At 66.4% G+C, this 18,039-nt stretch carries 18 protein-coding genes and 1 tRNA gene; 10 read left to right on the top strand and 9 right to left on the bottom strand.

What is annotated here, in order from left to right:
• Positions 1–15 precede the first annotated feature (15 nt).
• Complete coding sequence (locus tag ACTIFP_RS02055; RefSeq protein ID WP_439567057.1) at positions 16–480, bottom strand: Lrp/AsnC family transcriptional regulator; 465 nt, start codon at positions 478–480, stop codon at positions 16–18.
• A gap of 120 nt (positions 481–600) precedes the next feature.
• On the opposite strand from ACTIFP_RS02055, the gene ACTIFP_RS02060 reads away from it, so the two are divergent.
• Together ACTIFP_RS02060 and ACTIFP_RS02065 are read left to right on the top strand one after the other, a co-directional pair.
• Positions 601–1,653, top strand: a complete 1,053-nt coding sequence (locus ACTIFP_RS02060) for a Leu/Phe/Val dehydrogenase (RefSeq protein WP_439567058.1) — start codon at positions 601–603, stop codon at positions 1,651–1,653.
• Positions 1,650–1,937, top strand: coding sequence for a hypothetical protein (locus tag ACTIFP_RS02065; protein WP_439567059.1), 288 nt, complete (start codon positions 1,650–1,652; stop codon positions 1,935–1,937). Before ACTIFP_RS02060 ends, ACTIFP_RS02065 begins: the two co-directional genes overlap by 4 nt.
• 41 nt (positions 1,938–1,978) lie before the next feature.
• Here the strand turns inward: ACTIFP_RS02065 and ACTIFP_RS02070 are convergent.
• A tRNA-Arg gene (locus ACTIFP_RS02070) sits at positions 1,979–2,055 on the bottom strand.
• Positions 2,056–2,476: 421 nt separating this feature from the next.
• On the opposite strand from ACTIFP_RS02070, the gene ACTIFP_RS02075 reads away from it, so the two are divergent.
• Positions 2,477–3,520, top strand: coding sequence for a YeiH family protein (locus ACTIFP_RS02075; RefSeq protein ID WP_439567290.1), 1,044 nt, complete (start codon positions 2,477–2,479; stop codon positions 3,518–3,520).
• Positions 3,521–3,552: 32 nt separating this feature from the next.
• Here ACTIFP_RS02075 and ACTIFP_RS02080 read toward each other — a convergent pair whose 3' ends face one another.
• Positions 3,553–4,311: a zinc-ribbon domain-containing protein gene (locus tag ACTIFP_RS02080; RefSeq protein WP_439567060.1), complete on the bottom strand. Its 759-nt coding sequence runs from the start codon at positions 4,309–4,311 to the stop codon at positions 3,553–3,555.
• Positions 4,312–4,480: 169 nt separating this feature from the next.
• Between ACTIFP_RS02080 and ftsE the strand changes: the two genes are divergently transcribed.
• Genes ftsE through ACTIFP_RS02100 form a run of 4 tightly spaced genes read left to right on the top strand, consistent with a single transcriptional unit; the run spans position 4,481 to position 7,383 of the window.
• Entirely contained in the window at positions 4,481–5,212 is a 732-nt protein-coding gene (ftsE, locus tag ACTIFP_RS02085; protein ID WP_439567061.1) for a cell division ATP-binding protein FtsE, read from the top strand.
• 10 nt (positions 5,213–5,222) lie between these two features.
• Positions 5,223–6,128 carry a cell division protein FtsX gene (locus ACTIFP_RS02090; protein ID WP_439567062.1) on the top strand — a complete coding sequence of 302 codons (906 nt, stop codon included), beginning with the start codon at positions 5,223–5,225 and terminating at the stop codon, positions 6,126–6,128.
• Entirely contained in the window at positions 6,125–6,655 is a 531-nt protein-coding gene (locus tag ACTIFP_RS02095) for a YdcF family protein (protein ID WP_439567063.1), read from the top strand. The genes ACTIFP_RS02090 and ACTIFP_RS02095 overlap by 4 nt, the downstream gene beginning before the upstream one ends.
• Positions 6,652–7,383, top strand: a complete 732-nt coding sequence (locus ACTIFP_RS02100) for a lysophospholipid acyltransferase family protein (protein ID WP_439567064.1) — start codon at positions 6,652–6,654, stop codon at positions 7,381–7,383. The genes ACTIFP_RS02095 and ACTIFP_RS02100 overlap by 4 nt, the downstream gene beginning before the upstream one ends.
• A 152-nt stretch (positions 7,384–7,535) precedes the next feature.
• Here the strand turns inward: ACTIFP_RS02100 and ACTIFP_RS02105 are convergent, their stop codons facing one another.
• On the bottom strand, positions 7,536–8,444 hold the full coding sequence (locus tag ACTIFP_RS02105) for a prephenate/arogenate dehydrogenase family protein (protein ID WP_439567065.1): 909 nt from the start codon (positions 8,442–8,444) through the stop codon (positions 7,536–7,538).
• Positions 8,445–8,448: 4 nt separating this feature from the next.
• Positions 8,449–9,564, bottom strand: a complete 1,116-nt coding sequence (hisC, locus tag ACTIFP_RS02110) for a histidinol-phosphate transaminase (RefSeq protein WP_439567066.1) — start codon at positions 9,562–9,564, stop codon at positions 8,449–8,451.
• A gap of 78 nt (positions 9,565–9,642) precedes the next feature.
• Here hisC and metX point away from each other — a divergent pair, with 78 nt between their 5' ends.
• Positions 9,643–10,764, top strand: coding sequence for a homoserine O-acetyltransferase MetX (metX, locus tag ACTIFP_RS02115; RefSeq protein WP_439567067.1), 1,122 nt, complete (start codon positions 9,643–9,645; stop codon positions 10,762–10,764).
• Positions 10,765–10,766: 2 nt separating this feature from the next.
• Positions 10,767–11,351, top strand: coding sequence for a methionine biosynthesis protein MetW (gene metW, locus ACTIFP_RS02120; protein ID WP_439567068.1), 585 nt, complete (start codon positions 10,767–10,769; stop codon positions 11,349–11,351).
• 29 nt (positions 11,352–11,380) lie between these two features.
• Here metW and ACTIFP_RS02125 read toward each other — a convergent pair whose 3' ends face one another.
• Positions 11,381–12,016 (bottom strand): TetR/AcrR family transcriptional regulator, encoded by a 636-nt coding sequence (locus tag ACTIFP_RS02125; RefSeq protein WP_439567069.1) that lies wholly within the window; start codon positions 12,014–12,016, stop codon positions 11,381–11,383.
• A 202-nt stretch (positions 12,017–12,218) separates the two neighbouring features.
• Between ACTIFP_RS02125 and ACTIFP_RS02130 the strand changes: the two genes are divergently transcribed.
• On the top strand, positions 12,219–14,573 hold the full coding sequence (locus ACTIFP_RS02130) for a TonB-dependent receptor (RefSeq protein WP_439567070.1): 2,355 nt from the start codon (positions 12,219–12,221) through the stop codon (positions 14,571–14,573).
• A gap of 158 nt (positions 14,574–14,731) precedes the next feature.
• Here ACTIFP_RS02130 and ACTIFP_RS02135 read toward each other — a convergent pair whose 3' ends face one another.
• Genes ACTIFP_RS02135 through ACTIFP_RS02145 form a run of 3 tightly spaced genes read right to left on the bottom strand, consistent with a single transcriptional unit; the run spans position 14,732 to position 18,025 of the window.
• On the bottom strand, positions 14,732–15,865 hold the full coding sequence (locus ACTIFP_RS02135; RefSeq protein WP_439567071.1) for a CaiB/BaiF CoA transferase family protein: 1,134 nt from the start codon (positions 15,863–15,865) through the stop codon (positions 14,732–14,734).
• On the bottom strand, positions 15,858–17,060 hold the full coding sequence (locus tag ACTIFP_RS02140; RefSeq protein ID WP_439567072.1) for an acyl-CoA dehydrogenase: 1,203 nt from the start codon (positions 17,058–17,060) through the stop codon (positions 15,858–15,860). The genes ACTIFP_RS02135 and ACTIFP_RS02140 overlap by 8 nt, the downstream gene beginning before the upstream one ends.
• 47 nt (positions 17,061–17,107) lie before the next feature.
• A complete protein-coding gene (locus ACTIFP_RS02145) occupies positions 17,108–18,025 on the bottom strand; it encodes a mitofilin family membrane protein (RefSeq protein WP_439567073.1) in 918 nt (305 codons plus the stop codon).
• Positions 18,026–18,039: the final 14 nt, after the last annotated feature.

An 18,039-nucleotide genomic window follows, 5' to 3' on the forward strand; every position in this document is an offset into this window, starting at 1 on the left:
ACCGCCTATCGCGCCCTAGATAATCGGCAGCTCGTTCGTCGACTTGATTTCGGACAGCGCCACCGTCGAGTTGATTTCCTGCACCCCCGGCAGCTTGCTCAGCTTGTCGAAGAAAAACGCCTCATAAGCGTCGATGTCCCGCGCGACGATGCGCAGCATGAAATCCATGTTGCCCATCAGGACATAGGCGCCAAGCACCTCGGGAAACGCCGCGATCGCAGCGCTGAATTCGTCGAGGTTGGCGCGGCCATGCGCGTTGAGCTTGACCTGCGCAAAAATATGCGCGTGCAGCCCGACCTTGCGCCGGTCGACCACCGCCACCCGCCCCTTGATGTAACCATCGCGTTCCAGCCGGTCGATGCGGCGCCAGCACGGCGACGGCGACAGCCCGACGCGTTCGGCCAGCTCGGCGGTGGTCAGGCTGGCATCGCGTTGCAGCTCGCGAATGATATTCTTCTCGAACGGATCCAGATCGGTCATTTCAACCCCAATTTTTCGATATCGGCGAAATATTGACCCGCATAACGCCAAAGGATCGAAATATCGAGCAAGATTGACCTCGCCCGCTCTGCGATAAGCAACACAGAACAGGAGGCCGTCATGGTTGTGCAATTTTCGGGGCGTTTGCCCGCCCTCGAAACCGTCCGTCTCGAGGACAAAAGCGTCGGACTCGACGGCGTCATCGTCATCCATTCGACGACGCTGGGGCCGGGCGCCGGCGGCTGCCGCCTGTGGGATTATCCCGATCTCGACCATGCGTTTACCGACGCGTTCCGGCTCGCCGAGGGGATGAGTTACAAAAATGCGATGGCGGGCCTGCCGTTCGGCGGCGCCAAGGCGGTGCTGCGCCGTCCCGACGGACCGTTCGACCGCGCCGCGCTGTTCCGCGCCTTCGGCCGCGCGGTCGCAGCGCTGGGCGGACGCTATGTCACCGCCGAGGACGTCGGGACCAGCGTCGCCGATATGCAAGAGGTGGCGCGCGAGACGCGCCATGTCGCCGGGCTGGCGGCGGTCGGCGCCGCAGCGGGCGGCGATCCGTCGCCCTGGACCGCGCAGGGCGTGTTCGCGGCGATCGAGGCGGGCGCCGCCTTCGCGCTCGGCTCCGATCTCAAAGGGCTCACCGTCGCGGTGCAGGGGACCGGCAATGTCGGTGCCGAACTGTGCCGCCGCCTCGCCGATGCCGGCGCCCGGCTGGTCATCGCTGATATCGCGCCCGGCCGCCGCGACCGGCTGGCCACGGTCCTCGGCGCGCGCGTCGTCGGCGCCGATGCGATCGCGGCGGTCGATGCCGACATCTTCGTCCCCTGCGCGCTGGGCGGGGTGCTCGACGAACCGGCCGTCGCGGCGATGCAGGCGAAGCTGGTGTGCGGCGGTGCCAACAACCAGCTTGCGACCCCCGAGGTAGCAGACATGCTACGCGATCGCGGCATCACCTATGTCCCCGACTATGTCGCCAATGCCGGCGGCATCATCAGTGTGTCCGCTGAATATCTCGGCGAAAGCGCCGCTAGCGTCGCAAGCCGGGTCGCGCAGATCGCCCCTCGCGTTGCCGCCATTCTGGAAGAAGCCGCGCGCCGCAACCTGTCACCGGCAGAGGTCGCTGACGAAACCGCCGAGCGCCTGATCGCATCGGCAGGCCGGATCGCTGCGTGAGGCGGCGGTTCCGGATCGTCGCTTACCCCGACCCGCAAACGCTGCCGCGCATCATGGGCGTGTTCGCGCAGCGGTCGTTGATTCCCGCAACATTGGCGGCGCAGCTGCGCGACGGCATGTTCCATGTCGAGGCCGGGCTCGACGATCTCGACCCGCAGGCGGCGGCCATCGTCACCGCCAAGCTGTGCGAAGGCGTACTGGTTGCGAGCGTACACTGCGACACGGCAGAAGACGCCGGTGAAGACCATGGTGCAGCCGCGCCAACCATCATTGCTGCCGCCTGATGCAACCGCATGAAAAGCGCAGTCTCGCCGGAAAAAGGAAATGGCGCACCCGACAGGATTCGAACCTGTGACCTTCGCCTTCGGAGGGCGACACTCTATCCAGCTGAGCTACGGGTGCTTCGGGGCGGTGCCTAGCCGGTTCGACGGGCATCGGTCAACGGATTCGATGCGTAATGGCTCGACCAGCCCAACGGCGATCGCGTACTCCAGCAAAACCCTTCGCACTCTATGATACTACGCAGTATGCTTACGTCATGCTTACGTGAAAGAACCTAACCGATTTGGCTCGCGAATTCCGAAAGAATTTTCGTTAGAGAACAACGAGATAGTTCGAAGTTAGCCGAAAATTGAGGGCTTGACGTCTGCCTTCGGAGGGCAGCGCTCTATCCAGCTGAGCTACGGGTGCCAATAGAGCGCGGCCTCTAGCAAGAGCGTGGCGCGGCAGCAATGGCCTATCGACCGCGGCGCGGCGATGTGCGAAGCGGCGCCATGGGCATGGGGACCGCGGCGTGAGCGCATCATCCGAACAAAGCTGGCCGATGGCGGCCGACCTCTATGGCGAGATGCAGCTTGAAGCGCATCCGCCCGCGAAGCGCCGCTGGCGCGACTATTTGCCCGGGGTGATCGTCACCGCAATCGCGGCGCTCGCCGCGGCGTGGCTTGCCGACCATTATGCCGCGCCGCTGGTGCTGATGGGCCTGCTGATCGGCCTGGCGATGAGTTTCCTGTCGCAGGACAAGCGCACCCACGCCGGGCTCGACCTGATGTCGCAGACCGCGCTGCGCGTCGGGATCGTCCTGGTCGGGGCACGGATCACCGCCGACCAGCTTGTTGAGCTGGGGCCGCTGCCCTTTGCGCTGCTGGTGCTGATCATGCTCGCGGTGATTGTCGTCACCGTCGCCAGCGCGCGGCTGTTCGCGCAGGATCGCCACGCCGCATTGCTCGCGGGCGGCGCGACGGCGATCTGCGGCGCGTCGGCGGCGCTCGCGCTCTATTCGCTGATCGGCGACAAACGCGTCGATCAGGCGCGCTTCACCTTGACCCTGGTCGGCATCACCGTCGCCAGCGCCTTGGCGATGACGCTCTATCCGGTGCTCGCCGCCGAACTGCAACTGACCGACGCGCAGGCGGGGTTCCTGATCGGCGCGTCGATCCATGACGTCGCACAGGCGATCGGCGGCGGCTTTTCCTTCTCGCCCGCTGCGGGTGAGGTGGCGACGATCGTCAAGCTGACCCGCGTCGCGCTGCTCGCGCCAATGCTGATGCTGGTCGCGCTGTGGCTGGGGCGCAGCGGCGGCGCCGATCAAGGCGGGGCCAAGACGCGCATTCCGCTGCGCCTGCCGTGGTTCATTGTCGGCTTTCTGGGCGTCGCGGCGCTCAACTCGCTGGTGGCGATCCCCCGGGTCGCGCAGGATGTCGCGGCGACCGGCGCGCAGGCGTTGCTGCTGCTCGCGATCGTCGCCACCGCGATGAAGGCGCGGCTGCATCTGCTGCTCGATCAGGGGTGGCGCAGCTTCGCGCCGATCATTGTCGCGACGCTGGCCAGTTTCCTGTTGTCGCTCGCCGCGGCGCTGAGCTTATGACGCCGCGGCGTCATGCTATGAAATTGTAAGATTTAGCTTTTCGGCAGCGCCCAGCTGACCGTCAGCTGCGTCGCGCGGCGCGGGATGTCGAGCTTCGCCTCGCTGAAATTGACCTTTTCATTGGGCGGCAGCATCCGCACCGGCGGTTTGATCGTCCAGCTGTAAACGATCGTCCCCTGCGCATCGCGCAGCTCGGCAAGGATCGGCGGCACCCGCTGTTCGCGGTCGGTCGGGTTGATGATCACCCCCGATGCGGCGAAGTAGATCGTCCCGTCGGCGAGCTCGCGATGATCCTGATTGGGCGGCAATTCGATCACCAGGTCGGGTTCGGCGGCCATCCCCGGCAGCGCGAGCCCTTGCGCCCAGCTCGGCAAGCCGAAATAGGACAGGCCCGCGGTCGCGACGATCATCAGCACCGCGGCGCTCACCGCGATCAACGTCCAGCGCTTTGCCGGGTTGCGGCGCGGGCGGCGAAACGGCAACGGCGCTTCTTCGGCGACGACGGGCGCCGGCCGTGGCGGCGGGTCGGCGGCAAAGGCTTCGGGCGGCGGCGGTGCGGGGTCGGCGACCGGCGCCGGTCCTTCATCGTAAGACGCCGCGGGGACAGGCGCAGCCGGTGGCGGCGGCTCAACCGCTGTCACGGGATCGACGGAGGCCGCACGATCGGGCGCCGCGGGCTCTTGGAACCAGCTGTGGCGGCAATTGGCGCAGCGCACGGTGCGCCCGGTCGGTCCGATCGCCGTATCGGGTACGACATAACGTGTATGGCAGGACGGACAGGCGAGGATCATGGCCCTCTCTAAACACGCTGATTCGCGGCGTTGCAAGCGCCGCGTCGCCGCAGGCCGTCCACTCCCCGCTTTACCTGACACAGCAGCCGTGTAACAGGCGGGGCATGAGCGCCGCCGCGCCCCCGTTTCGTGCCATTTCGCCAGCGCCGAACCGCGCGGGTCTGACGCCATGACGGACGCAGCCAGCCCGCGCCCCGGCGGCGCGATGGTCGAGTTCGACGGCGTCGGCCTGCGCTATGGTCCCGATGCCGAGGTGCTGAGCGACATCAGCTTCAACCTGCAACCGGGCAGCTTCTATTTCCTGACCGGCGCGTCGGGGGCGGGCAAGACGTCGCTGCTCAAGATGCTGTATCTGGCGCAGCGGCCCAGCCGCGGCATCGTCCGCCTGTTCGGCGAGGATCTGGTCAATATGCCGCGCCAGCGCCTGCCCGGCTTTCGCCGCCGCATCGGCGTCGTATTTCAGGATTTCCGGCTGATCCCGCATCTGTCGGCGCGCGACAATATCGCGCTGCCGCTGCGTATCGCGGGGGTCGGCGAAGAGGATCTGTCGGGGCCGGTCGGCGAAATGCTGAGCTGGATCGGGCTGGGCGACCGCGCCGACGCCCACCCCGCGACGCTGTCGGGCGGCGAGCAGCAACGCGTCGCGATCGCGCGCGCGGTGATCGCGCGGCCGCAACTGCTCGTCGCCGACGAACCGACGGGTAACGTCGACCCCGAAATGGCGATGCGACTGCTCGGCCTGTTCGAGGCATTGAACCGCCTCGGCACCACAGTCGTCGTCGCAACCCACGACATCCACCTGATCAGCCGCATCGAAAATGCCCAGATGATGCGGCTGGAAAAGGGGCGGCTGGCCGATCCGACCGGCGCGCTGCGCTATCCGCCGGCAAACCGGGCATGACGGGGCGCCCATGATCATCCCGCGCGTCCCCGTCCAGCACCGCCGCCTGCTCCCCGAACACCGGCTGTCGGGGCCGACGCCGTGGGTCATCGCGATATTGATGATGCTGACCCTGCTCGCCGCCGCCGCCGGGGTCGGGCTGGCGCGCTCGGCGAATGCGATCGGCAGCGCGATTGCCGGGCGGGTCACGGTGCAGATCGTCACCGCCAATCCGGTGACGCGCGCCGAGCAGGCCGTAGCGCTGCGCCGCGCCGCCGCCGCCCAGCCCTTTGTCCTGTCGGCGCGCGCGGTCGATCGCGAGGAGTTGCAGGCGACGCTCGGCCAGTGGTTCGGCAGCGCCGACGGTGACGATCCGGTGCTGAACTCGCTTCCGCTTCCTGCACTGGTCGATATCGATTTCGTCGGCGAAAACCGCCGCCGCCATATGGAACAGCTGCGCGTGCTGGTCGCCGCCGAAGCGCCCGGGGCGCGGATCATCCCCCACGCCGAATGGCTGGGGCCGGTCGCGCGACTGATTGGTTCGCTGGCGTGGATCGCCGGTGGGCTCGTGCTGCTGATGACGCTTGCCAGCGCCGCGGTGGTGATCATGACTGCGCGCGCCGCGCTCGGCACCCATTTCGCGACGATCGAGATGCTCCACCTGATCGGCGCCACGGATCGCCAGATCACCCGGCTGTTCCAGCGCCGCATCGCGATCGACACCGCTTATGGCATTGCGCTGGGCAGCGTCGTCGCCGCCGCGATCCTGATGCTGATCGGCTGGCAATGGGCGGGGATCACCTCCGGGCTCGCCGCGACCGCCTCGCTGGGGCCGACCGGCTGGGCGCTCTTGCTGGCGCTGCCGCTATTGGCTATCGCGCTCGCAGCCCTGACGGCGCGCCAAACGTTGCTCGCCGCGCTCAAGAAGATTCTATGATCAAGCGCCTGATTTCCCTTCTCTTCCTGGCCTGGATGCTCGGCTTTGCGTGGTTTGCGCTGCTGCCGCCGCTGCCCGCCGCGGCGCAAAAGACCGACGCGATCGTCGTGCTCACCGGCGGGCCGGGACGCATCGACCGCGCGCTCGAACGGCTGGAGGCGGGCGATGCCAAGCGGCTCTTGATCAGCGGTGTCGCGCGCGAGGTGAAACCGCGCGAACTCGCCGCCGAATATAAGCGTCCGCAGGCGCTGTTCGATTGCTGCATCGCGCTGGGGTTCGAGGCCGAGGATACGCGCTCGAATGCGACCGAGGTCGCGACCTGGGTTGCGCGACGCAACTACAAGAGCATCCGGCTGATCACCACCGACTGGCATATGCGCCGCGCCGAATATGAAATCGGCCGCGCCGTCGGCGACAAGGTGACGATCCTGCCCGACGCGGTGCGCAGCGAGCCCAATTTCGCGACCCTGTTCCGCGAATATCACAAATACCTGGCCGGATTGGCGGGCGGGCTGCTCGGCCTGTGAGATACAGCATCGCCCTGTTCCGTTCGGTCCTGTTCTGGATCGCCTTTTTTGTGATGAGCAGCATCTCGTCGATCGGCGGGGTGATCGCGCTGCCGATCTCGCACCGCGGCACGATCTTTTTCGTGCGCATCTGGGCGCAGGCGCACCGGCTGTTTGCGCGGTTCCTGCTTGGCCAGACGATCGTCGTCGAGGGCGAAATGCCCGACATCCCGGTGCTGTATGTCTTCAAGCATGAATCGGCGTTCGAAACGGTCGAGCAACCGATGCTGTTCAAACACCCCGCGGTGTTCGCCAAGGAAGAATTGTTCGCGATCCCCGTCTGGGGTCAGGCGGCGCGCTTTTACGGCCTGATCCCCGTCGATCGCGACGGCGGCGGCAAGGCGATGCGCGCCATGCTCGGCGCGGCAAAGGCGGCGCTGGCGGCGGGCCGCCCGCTGGTGCTGTTCGCCGAAGGGACGCGCGTACCGCACGGACAGGCGCCCGGATTGCGCCCCGGCTTTGCCGGCATGTACCGCCTGCTCGGGGTCGATGTGATCCCGGTCGCGGTGAACAGCGGCATCGCCTACCCGCCGCGCCGCTGGGTCAAATGGCCCGGCACGATCACCTACAAGATCGGCGAAACGATTCCCGCGGGGCTGCCGCGCGAAGAGGCCGAGGAGCGGGTGCGCGTGGCGATCAACGCGCTGAACCCGCCCGAGGCGTTGCTGGAAAGCAACACCTCCCTCTAGATCCCGTTTGTGTCGAGCGAAGTCGAGACACGCGATGGCTCGGGCAGTGCAAGCGTAACTCGACTCCGGCCATAGGCCGAAGTTTATCCTGAGCGCCCGCCCTGCAGGCAGTCGAAGGGCTCGATACGAACGGATTCTGCGTCCGTGACCGCCTAATGCTTGCGCCCGAAATCGGGCGCGGGATCGTCCTGCCCCTCGGCAATGATCGACCGCCGGATCGCGCGCGTGCGCGTAAACCAGTCCTCCAGCTTGTCGGCATCGCCGCGGCGGATCGCCTGCTGCAAAACGGTCAGATCCTCGTTGAAGCGCTGCAAGGTCGCGAGCACCGCATCCTTGTTCGCCAGGAACACGTCGCGCCACATCACCGGATCGCTCGCCGCGATGCGGGTGAAATCGCGGAAACCGCCGGCCGAATATTTGATCACCTCGCTCTCGGTGACCTCTTCCAGCTCGCTGGCGGTGCCGACGATCGTATAGGCGATCAGGTGCGGCAAATGACTGGTCACCGCCAGCACCATGTCGTGGTGCGCGGCGTCCATGACGTCAACCTTGGCGCCCAGCGCTTCCCAGAAGGCCGAAAGCGCCGCAACCGCATCGTCCGGCGCCGCCGCGTCGGGGGTGACGATGCACCAGCGCCCGTCGAACAGGCTGGCAAAGCCGGCTTCAGGCCCGCTGTTTTCGGTCCCCGCGACCGGATGCGCCGGAATGACGATATGGCCGGGCAAGGCCTTGGCCAGCGCCTCGGCGACGCTCGCCTTCGACGATCCGACGTCGGAGACGATCGCGTCCCGGGCCAGCCCCGGCGCCATCGCCTGCGCCGCGGCGGCCATACCGCCGACCGGCACCGCCAAAATGACCAGATCGGCATCGGCGACCGCAGCCGCGGCATCATCGCTCACCGCATCGCACAGCCCCAGCGTCCGGGCGATCTCCCGCACCGCGCTGCTGGCGTCATGGCCGGTCACCATCACGCCCGGCAGCCGCGCCTTGACCGCGCGCGCGATCGACGATCCGATCAGGCCAAGGCCGATGATCGCCAGCCGTTCGACCCGCCGCGGCATCGTTTCAGCCGTTCAGCGCGGCGCGGATCGCCGCCGCCAGTCCACGCGTCTCGTCCTCGGTGCCGATCGTCATACGCAGCGCCCCCGGCAATCCCTGCCCCGGCAGCCAGCGAACGATATAGCCCGCATCCATCAGCCGATTATACACCGTCTCGGCGCTGACATCGCCCTCGAACAGCACGAGCAGGAAATTGCACGCCGACGGGACGACGCGCAGGCCGTGATTGCCCAGGCTCTCGATCTCCTGCGCCAGCCAGGCGCGCCATTTGGCGTTATGTTCGCGGCTGGCGGTCACGAAATCCTCGTCGCCGATCGCTGCGATCGCCGCCGCCTGCCCGGCGCGGGTGACGTTGAACGGCAGGCGGATGCGGTGCAGCGCCGAAATCACCTCGGCACAGGCATAGCCCCAGCCGATGCGCTCGGCGGCAAGTCCGTGGATCTTGGAAAAGGTGCGGGTGATGAACACATTCGGTTGGGTCTTTGCAAGCTCGAGCCCGCCGTCATCCTCGGCGTCCGACAGATATTCGGAATAGGCCTGGTCGATCACGAACAGCACATCCTTCGGCAGCCCTGCATAGAGCCGCGCGACCTCGTCCTTCGACGCCAGCGTGCCGGTTGGGTTGTTCGGATTGGCCAGATAGACGACGCGCGTCTTGTCGGTCACCGCGGCGAGCAAGGCATCGACGTCGGTCGCATAATCGCGGTCGTCGGCCTCGACCGGCATCGCGCCCACGCGGCGCGCCGCAATCTCGTACACCGCGAAACCATAACGTACGTACAAGATTTCGTCGCCGACGCCGGCATAAGTGCCTGCCGCCAGATGCAGCAGCTCGTCCGACCCGTTGCCGCAGATGATCCGCGCCGGATCGAGCCCGAATTTCGCCGCGATCGTCTCGCGCAGTTCGATCGAACCCGGATCGGGATAGCGCGACAATGCGTCGGGCGCCGCCTGCGCCGCGGCGAATGCCGCGCGCGCCTTCTCGCCCGTCCCCAGCGGATTTTCATTGGCGCTGAGTTTGATCAGCGGGCGGCCGTCGGCGCCCGCCGACTTGCCGGGAACATAGGGAGCGATGCCGCTGATCCACGGCTTCGGGCTGAGCGTTTGCGTCGTGTCGGTCATGCCGCGCCGTTTAGCGGCTGAGGCGCCCGAGTCCAGCACGTTGACAGGCTTCGCGCGCCCGCTTAGCCCCGCGCGACCATGGCGAGCCTGCTTCACCAGATTCAGCATCACAACGTGACGATCGCGGCGGCGCTGCCGCTCGACAGCGGACAGATACTGCCATCGGTGACCATCGCCTATCAAAGCTATGGCGCGCTCAACGCCGACAAATCGAACGCGGTGCTCATCTGTCACGCGCTCACCGGCGACCAATATGTCGCGAGCGACCATCCTGCGACGGGCAAGCCCGGCTGGTGGGCGCGCATGGTCGGCCCCGGCAAACCGATCGACACCGACCGCTTCCACGTCATCTGCGCCAATGTGCTGGGCAGCTGCATGGGGTCGAGCGGGCCGGCGACCCCCGACGCCGCAACCGGCGCGCCGCTCGGGATGGCATTCCCCGTCATCACCATCGCCGACATGGTGCGCGCGCAGGCAATGCTGCTCGACCATCTCGGCATCGCGCGGCTGCACGCCGTCGTCGGCGGGTCGATGGGCGGGATGCAGGCGCTCGCCTGGGCGGCCGCCTATCCCGAACGCCTCGCCTCGGCGCTCGTCATCGCCAGCGCGGCGCGCCATTCGGCGCAGAATATCGCGTTCCACGAGGTCGGGCGGCAGGCGATCATGGCCGATCCTGACTGGCAGGACGGCCAATATTATGGCAGCGCCCGCGCGCCGACCAAGGGGCTCGCGGTCGCGCGCATGGCGGCGCACATCACCTATTTGTCCGAGGAAGGGCTGACCGAGAAATTCGGTCGCCGCCTGCAGGCACGCGACATCAAAAGCTTTGGTTTCGATGCCGATTTCCAGGTCGAATCCTATTTGCGCCATCAGGGGCTGGCCTTCACCGACCGCTTCGACGCCAACGCCTATCTCTATATCACCCGCGCGATGGACTATTTCGACCTTGCCGATCCGCACGACGGGCGGCTCGCGATCGCCTTTGCCGCCGCCCGGGACGTGCGCTTCACCCTCGTCAGCTTCGACACCGACTGGCTCTATCCGACCGCCGAATCGCGCCGCATCGTCCAGGCGCTGCAAAGCGTCGGCGCGGCGGCGAGCTTTGTCGAACTGTCGGCACCCTTTGGCCATGACTCGTTCCTGCTCGACGTCCCCGCGCTCGACCGCATCGTCGCAGGTGCGCTCGGCGGAGGCTGCTGACGATGGCGCTGCGCCCCGACCTTGCGATCATCGCCGCCGCGGTGCCGATCGGCGCGCGCGTGCTCGATGTCGGCTGCGGCGACGGCGAGCTGATGGCGGCGCTGCAGCACAAGGGCGTCGATGCGCGCGGACTCGAAATCGATCCCGCCAATGTTACCGCGGCGATCGCGCGCGGCCAGTCGGTGGTGCAGGGCGACGCCAACCGCGACCTCGCCGATTATCCCGATGACGCGTTCGACTATGCGATCCTGTCGCAGACGCTGCAAACGACCGAGCGCCCCGACCGCGTCGTCGACGAACTGCTGCGTATCGCACCGCGTGCTTTCGTCAGCTTCCCCAATTTCGCACATTGGCGCGTCCGGCTCGACCTCTTGTGGGGCGGGCGGATGCCGGTGACTCGCCTGCTGCCCGTTGCGTGGTACGAAACCCCCAACATCCACCATGTCACGGTCAGCGATTTTCGCGACCTGCTGCGCGGCAAGGGGATCGAAGTCGAGGCGGCCTGGTATTTGTCGGGCGACAAACCGACGAGCGACGCTGCCGCAACATGGCGTGCCGAACACGCGATTTTCTTGATTTCGCGATAGTCCGTCGCCCCCGCGAAGGCGACGGTAACTCAATCCCGCTTCACCAACCCGTTGGCGACAAAATCGTTCGCGATCCGGGCAATCTCCGAAATATCGGCATCTTCGTCCCACAGGCCGTAGCGCATGCCCAGAAACACGTTCATCCCGCCGATCGCCCAAGCGTGAATCTCCCCGACATCGGCGCGAATCTCGCCGCGCGCGGCGCCCGCCTCCAACCGCTGGCGCACGCGTGCGACGGTCGTTTCATAATGGCGGCGATAGCTCGCATAATCGACGAACTCGGCCTCATCGATGATCCGATAGATTTCCTTATGCTCGCGCACAAAGCCGAGGAAGGATTCAAGCCCGATGCGTTCGGCGCTGATTTCGTCGCGTGCCGCCTGCACCAGCGGCGTGACATGGTCGCGCAACTGCTCGCTCATGTAGCGGACGAGCGCCTGGAAGATTTCGTCCTTCGAATCGAAATAGGTGTAAAAACTGCCAAGCGCGGTGCCGGCGCGGCGGGTGATGCCGCTGATCGACGCTTCGTGAAAGCCGCGCTCGCCAAATTCGACCGCCGCCGCGTCGAGCAATTTGCGCAAGGTGCGGCGCCCGCGATCGGTGCGCGGCGTCTTGTCGCGCGCTTCGCCCGCGATCTCCGGTGCTGCGTCTTGCGGCTGATCCATGACTGTTTTCCGTCTCCCCTCCGCCCGCTCTCGCTGCATCGTGGCTTTTTCGCACCACTGGCAAGCAAAAAACGACGAAGTCATATTCCAAGTTGAAACTTGGTTCATGTTTCATTATTGGGTGCGTCGCGGCTTGGCAAGCACCGAGCCCAAAAAAACGAAAAGGGCGGTCCCGGTCGCCCCTTATATGGGAGAGTCCTACATGCGTCCTTTCGCTCGTCCGCTGCGCCGTGCCATCCTCGCCTCGAGCGCGCTGTCCCTGCTCGTCTTCGCCCCCGCCGCCTTTGCCCAAACTGCCGAAGCGGCCGCCAGTGCCGATGCCGGCGATGACGAGATCATCGTCACCGCGCGCCGCCGCGACGAGCGCTTGATCGACGTTCCCGTCGCGATCACCGCCTATTCGGGCGAAGCGCTGGAAAAAGCGGGCGCGATCGACATCACCGACATCGGCCAGACGACGCCGAACACCACGCTCGAAGTGTCGCGCGGCACCAATTCGACGCTTAGCGCCTTCATCCGCGGCGTCGGCCAGCAGGATCCGGTGTCGGGTTTCGAACAGGGGGTCGGCCTCTATCTCGACGACGTCTATCTCAACCGTCCGCAGGCCGCGGTGCTCGACATCTATGACGTCGAACGCATCGAAATCCTGCGCGGGCCGCAGGGCACACTCTATGGCCGCAACACCATCGGCGGCGCGGTCAAATATGTGACCAAGCAGTTGCCCGAGGAGTTTTCGCTCAAGATCAAGGGCACGCTCGGCACCTATAAGCAGGCCGATCTGGTCGTCACCGCCAGCGCGCCGATCGGCGACATCGTCCGCGTCGGCGGTTCGCTCGCGCGGCTGTCGCGCGGCGGCTTTGGCGACAATCTCACCACCGGCCTCGAAAATTACAACAAGGACGTGTGGGCGGGCCGCGGCACCATCGAGCTGGGCGGTTATGGCGAACCGGTGCTGATCCGCATTTCGGGCGATTACACCAAGGACGAGAGCGCGCCGCGCGGCGGCCACCGCCTGATCCCGTCGCTGCGTACCAACGCGCCGGTGCTGGGCAATGTCTTCGATAGCCGCGGCGGCTTGGTCGATCCGACCCAGGAAATCGAATCCTATGGCCTGGCGATGAACGTCACCGCCGAACTGACCGACACGCTCACGCTCCGCTCGATCAGCGCCTGGCGCAAGGACACGTCGGCGACCCCGATCGATTTCGACGCGCTGCCCGCGGTCGATGTCGACGTTCCCGGCTTCTATTTCAACGAACAGATCAGCCAGGAATTCCAGCTGCTCTATGAAGGCGACCGCCTGAAAGGTCTGCTCGGCTTCTACTATCTCGACGCGACCGCCGACACCTTGTTCGACGTCCGCATCTTCAACACCCTTGCCGGGCTGACCGCCTTTACCGAAGCCGATGTCGACACCACGACCTTTGCGGTGTTCGGCGACGCGACCTTCGATTTCACCGACCAGCTCAGCTTGTCGGTCGGCGGCCGCTACACCTGGGATACGCGCGAGGCGTCGATCCTGCGCCAGAATTATCTCGGCGGCGGCTCGCCGGTGTTCGGCGGCGCCGGCGTTCCCTTCGGCGCCCCGGGGACCAATTTCGACGGCAAGCGCAGCTTTAACAAATTCACCCCGCGCGCCTCGCTGTCGTTCAAACCCACCCCCGACCACACGCTCTACGCCAGCTTTTCGCAGGGCTTCAAAGGCGGCGGCTTCGATCCGCGCGGCGTCGGCGTCAACGCCCCCGATCTCGACGGCAACGGCACCCGCAGCGACGCCGAAATCGCTGCGTTCCTCAGCTTCCGTCCCGAACAGGTCGACAGCTATGAAGTCGGCTACAAGGGCAGCCTGATGGACGGCGCGGTCAATGTCGCGATCGCCGGCTTCTATGCCGATTACACCGACGTCCAGATCCCGGGCTCGGTCGCCTGCACCGTCAGCGGCCTGCCCAGCTTCTGCGGCATCGTCTCGAACGCCGGCAAGGCGACCTTCAAGGGCTTGGAATTCGAAGGCCGGGTACGACTGGGCGAGGATCTGGCAGCGGCGGGCGACCGGCTGACGCTGTCGACCGCGCTCGGCTACATCGACGCGGATTATAAGGAGTATGTGTCGAACATCGGCGGCCGCCCGACCGATGTCGCCGAATTCCGCGAAGTCCAGAACACCCCCAAATGGACCGCCAGCGGCACCCTCGCCTACGCCACCCCGATCGGCGACGGCGACCTGAACTTTGGCACGACGCTGTCGTACCGCAGCAAGACGCATCAGTTCGAAATCCCGAACCCCTATATCGACCAGAAGGGATTCGCGATGCTCGACGCCAGCATCGTCTATACCGCGCCCGACGACCGCTGGAGCATCGGGCTGTTCGGCAAGAATCTGACCGACAAGGAATATAAGACCTCGGGCTACACCTTCATCAACGTCAATCCGACCACCGGCGTGCCGGTGATCGGCGCCAACGGCCTGCCAACCTCGGCGCTCGGCACCGAAGGCACGCTGACCGCCTTCTACGGCAACCCGCGTCAGATTTTCGTCACCGGCACGGTGAAGTTCTGAGCCACTGAATATCCAAAAATGGAGGAAAGGGGCGTCTGAAGGGGCGCCCCTTTTTCGTGCGCGAACGCGATGGTGGGTTGGGGTGATGTCCGGGCCAATCCTCTACCCCGTTTGTGTCGAGCGGAATATAAAGGACAGTTTGTTCGCTTCCGCCCGCCCTATCCGCCCAGCCGCGGTGCTCCACCGTCAGCAACCATTCGCTCGCCGTCGATGACGATCGGACTCGCCAGCCCGTCGACGAAAGCGCCTTCAGGCCGAAACCGCATTCCGCGCGCCGTCACCTGCGGGTCGGCAAACACCGCCGCCATATCGTTGATCGGTCCCGCCGGCACGCCCTCGCCCTCGAGCGCCAGTGCCAGCGGCTGCGCGTCCCAACCGGCGATCTTTGCCGCAAGCAGCGGGATCAACGCCGCCCGATTCGCCAGCCGCGCGGCATTGCTTGCAAAACGTGCGTCATCGGCCCAGCCCGGTTCGCCCAGGATCAGACATAATTTACGGAACTGGCCATCATTGCCGACCGCGATCACCAGCTCGCCATCGGCGGTCGCGAACGCCTGATACGGCACGACATTGGCGTGGCCATTGCCCATCCGCCGGGGCGAAACACCGCTCGCCAGATAATTGGCCGCCTGATTGGCGAGCACCCCGACCTGGCAATCGAGCAGCGCCATGTCGATATGTGCGCCCCCACCCTTGGCATCGCCCGTGGCGTCACGGCGCCGCAACGCCGCGAGGATCGCGACCGCCGAATACAGGCCGGTAAAGATGTCGGCATAGGCAATCCCGGCCTTTTGCGGCGCGCCATCGGGCTCGCCGGTCAGCGCCATCGCCCCGCCCATCGCCTGGATGATGAAATCATAACCCGCGCGGTGGGCATAGGGGCCGGTCTGCCCGAACCCGGTGATCGAACAGACGATCAGCCGCGGAAAGTCGGCGCGCAGCGTCGCGGGATCGAGGCCATATTTCGCCAGCCCACCGACCTTGTAGTTTTCGATGACGACATCGGCATCGACGATCAGGTCGCGCACCGCAGCCTGCCCCTCGCTGGTCGCAATATCGATCGTCACCCCCGCCTTGCCGCGATTGGTGCTGTGATAATAGGCCGCGCCCAGATTCGCGCCATCCTCGCCCATAATGAACGGCGGCCCCCAGCTGCGCGTGTCGTCGCCGACCCCCGGCCGCTCGACCTTGACCACCTCGGCGCCCAGATCGGCGAGCAATTGCCCGCACCACGGCCCCGCGAGCACCCGCGCCAGTTCGACGACGCGGATGCCCTCCAGAGGCTTAGGCAAAGGCGGAAATGCCGGTGATCGCGCGGCCCAGGATCAGCGCATGAACATCGTGCGTGCCCTCGTACGTGTTCACCGTTTCCAGGTTCACCGCATGGCGGATGACATGATAATCGGCCGAAATCCCGTTGCCGCCATGCATGTCGCGCGCGACGCGGGCGATATCGAGCGCCTTGCCGCAATTATTGCGCTTGAGCAGGCTGACCGCGTCGGGGATCAACCGGCCCTCGTCGATCAGCCGCCCGACGCGCAGCGCCGCGTGCAGCCCCAGCGTGATTTCGGTGAGCATGTTCGCGAGTTTCAGCTGGACGATCTGGTTCGCCGCCAGCGGGCGTCCGAACTGCTGGCGCTCGCCGGTGTAATTGCGCGCCGCTTCGTAGCAAAACTCCGCCGCGCCCATCGCGCCCCAGCCGATGCCATAGCGCGCGCGGTTGAGGCAGCCGAATGGGCCTTTCAGCCCCGAGACATGCGGCAGCAGCGCATCCTCGCCAACCTCGACCGAATCCATGACGATCTCGCCGGTGACCGAGGCGCGCAGACTCACCTTGCCCTCGATCTTCGGCGCCGACAGGCCCTTCATGCCCTTTTCGAGCACAAAGCCGCGGATCGCGCCGTCATGCGCCTCCGACTTCGCCCACACGACGAACACGTCGGCGATCGGCGAATTGGTGATCCACATCTTGGCGCCCTTCAGGCGGTAACCGCCCGCGATCTTTTCGGCGCGCGTCCGCATCCCGCCGGGGTCGCTGCCTGCGTCAGGCTCGGTCAGCCCGAAACAGCCGACGAGTTCGCCCGAGGTCAGCCCGGGCAGATATTTCCGCTTCTGTTCCTCGCTGCCATAGGCATTGATCGGATGGATCACGAGCGAGCTTTGCACCGAACAGGCCGATCGATAGCCCGAATCGATCCGCTCGACCTCGCGCGCGATCAACCCGTAACTGACGTAATTCAGCCCCGCGCCGCCATATTCGGGGTCGATCGTCGCGCCGAGCAGCCCCAACGCGCCCATCTCCGACATGATCTCGCGGTCGAACCGCTCGTCGAGAAACGCCGAGGTGACGCGCGGCAACAGCTCGCCCTCGGCATAGGCTCGCGCGGTGTCGCGCACCATCCGCTCTTCGTCGCTGAGTTCGGCGTCGAGCTGGAGGGGATCGAGCGGGTCGAGCGCTTCGATGCGCTGCGGGTCGGCGAGGGCCATGAAAAAGGGCTTTCTCTTAAAGGCGAGCCGCCCTTTCGGGATGCGCGCTAGGGGGTCGGTGCCGCGGTGCTGCGGACGATGGCGGCAGCCGGGCTGTCGCGCGGCTCCAATATCGCCGCGGTCTCGATCAGGTCAAGCGCACGCCGCGCCTCATGATAGCGCCGCGCGTCGATCAGCCAGTCGTTCGCGGCGGCGGCACCCGGCATCGCCTCGACCTCGGCGATCGCCAGATCGGCCTGCCCCGCGCCCAGATAGCGCCGCGCGCGGTCGAGTCGCTCGGCGGCGCGCGGCGACTGTGTTCCTGCCGCGCGGACGACGAACAATTCGCCGAGTTCGCGGCGCAGCCCCGTCCACAAGCTGCCCGTGCCGTCGCCGCCACGGCCGACGAGCTGCGGCGCCAGCGTGTCGAGTTCGGCGCGCAATTGTTCGAGCGTCACCGGTTCGCGCGAGGTTTCGATGATCGTCTTCACCGCATTGGGCTGATCGTCGCCAAAACGCAGGCGCAGCTGGGCATCGAGATAACCGAGCGACAGCCCGCGATCGAGCGCGCGGCGCACCGCGAACGCCACCAGCAGCCCTTCGGAGCGCGACGCATTGCCCGACGCCGATTCGGCTTCGAGGGTGATCCGCGACAGCCGTTGCTCGAGTTCGGCGACCCGCGCCGCGAGCGCATTGGCGCCGTCGACCGGCGCGACGATCAGCGGCTGCCCCGGGCCAGCGCCTTTCGGCGCGGCGCCGGCGATCAGCGCCGGGTCAGCGATGTCGCCCGTCGCCGGGCCATCGACCATTTTCGCTGGCGCCGCCGTTCCGTCGCCCGTCAGCCAGCGATTGACCGCCCAGCCGCCGCCGGCAATGCCAATCAGCAGCAGGAGCAGGGCAGCGATGGCGAGCAGCCGAAACGATGGCCCCCTCGCCGGGACCGCCTCGTCCGCGGGCGAGGGGGTGTCGATGCTGTCGATTGCCATATATCTCTTTCGAA

Source organism: Sphingopyxis sp. (assembly GCF_051861155.1).
In the GTDB taxonomy this organism is placed as follows: domain Bacteria; phylum Pseudomonadota; class Alphaproteobacteria; order Sphingomonadales; family Sphingomonadaceae; genus Sphingopyxis.

Bases quoted from the DNA above. Each gene is read 5' to 3' on its own strand.
- ACTIFP_RS02145 (WP_439567073.1), bottom strand. From the start codon at position 18,025: ATGGCAATCGACAGCATCGACACCCCCTCGCCCGCGGACGAGGCGGTC.
- ACTIFP_RS02140 (WP_439567072.1), bottom strand. From the start codon at position 17,060: ATGGCCCTCGCCGACCCGCAGCGCATCGAAGCGCTCGACCCGCTCGAT.
- ACTIFP_RS02105 (WP_439567065.1), bottom strand. From the start codon at position 8,444: ATGCCGCGGCGGGTCGAACGGCTGGCGATCATCGGCCTTGGCCTGATC.
- ACTIFP_RS02130 (WP_439567070.1), top strand. From the start codon at position 12,219: ATGCGTCCTTTCGCTCGTCCGCTGCGCCGTGCCATCCTCGCCTCGAGC.
- metW (WP_439567068.1), top strand. From the start codon at position 10,767: ATGGCGCTGCGCCCCGACCTTGCGATCATCGCCGCCGCGGTGCCGATC.
- ACTIFP_RS02075 (WP_439567290.1), top strand. From the start codon at position 2,477: ATGGCGGCCGACCTCTATGGCGAGATGCAGCTTGAAGCGCATCCGCCC.
- ACTIFP_RS02125 (WP_439567069.1), bottom strand. From the start codon at position 12,016: ATGGATCAGCCGCAAGACGCAGCACCGGAGATCGCGGGCGAAGCGCGC.
- hisC (WP_439567066.1), bottom strand. From the start codon at position 9,564: ATGACCGACACGACGCAAACGCTCAGCCCGAAGCCGTGGATCAGCGGC.
- metX (WP_439567067.1), top strand. From the start codon at position 9,643: ATGGCGAGCCTGCTTCACCAGATTCAGCATCACAACGTGACGATCGCG.
- ftsE (WP_439567061.1), top strand. From the start codon at position 4,481: ATGACGGACGCAGCCAGCCCGCGCCCCGGCGGCGCGATGGTCGAGTTC.
- ACTIFP_RS02055 (WP_439567057.1), bottom strand. From the start codon at position 480: ATGACCGATCTGGATCCGTTCGAGAAGAATATCATTCGCGAGCTGCAA.
- ACTIFP_RS02090 (WP_439567062.1), top strand. From the start codon at position 5,223: ATGATCATCCCGCGCGTCCCCGTCCAGCACCGCCGCCTGCTCCCCGAA.
- ACTIFP_RS02080 (WP_439567060.1), bottom strand. From the start codon at position 4,311: ATGATCCTCGCCTGTCCGTCCTGCCATACACGTTATGTCGTACCCGAT.
- ACTIFP_RS02060 (WP_439567058.1), top strand. From the start codon at position 601: ATGGTTGTGCAATTTTCGGGGCGTTTGCCCGCCCTCGAAACCGTCCGT.
- ACTIFP_RS02095 (WP_439567063.1), top strand. From the start codon at position 6,125: ATGATCAAGCGCCTGATTTCCCTTCTCTTCCTGGCCTGGATGCTCGGC.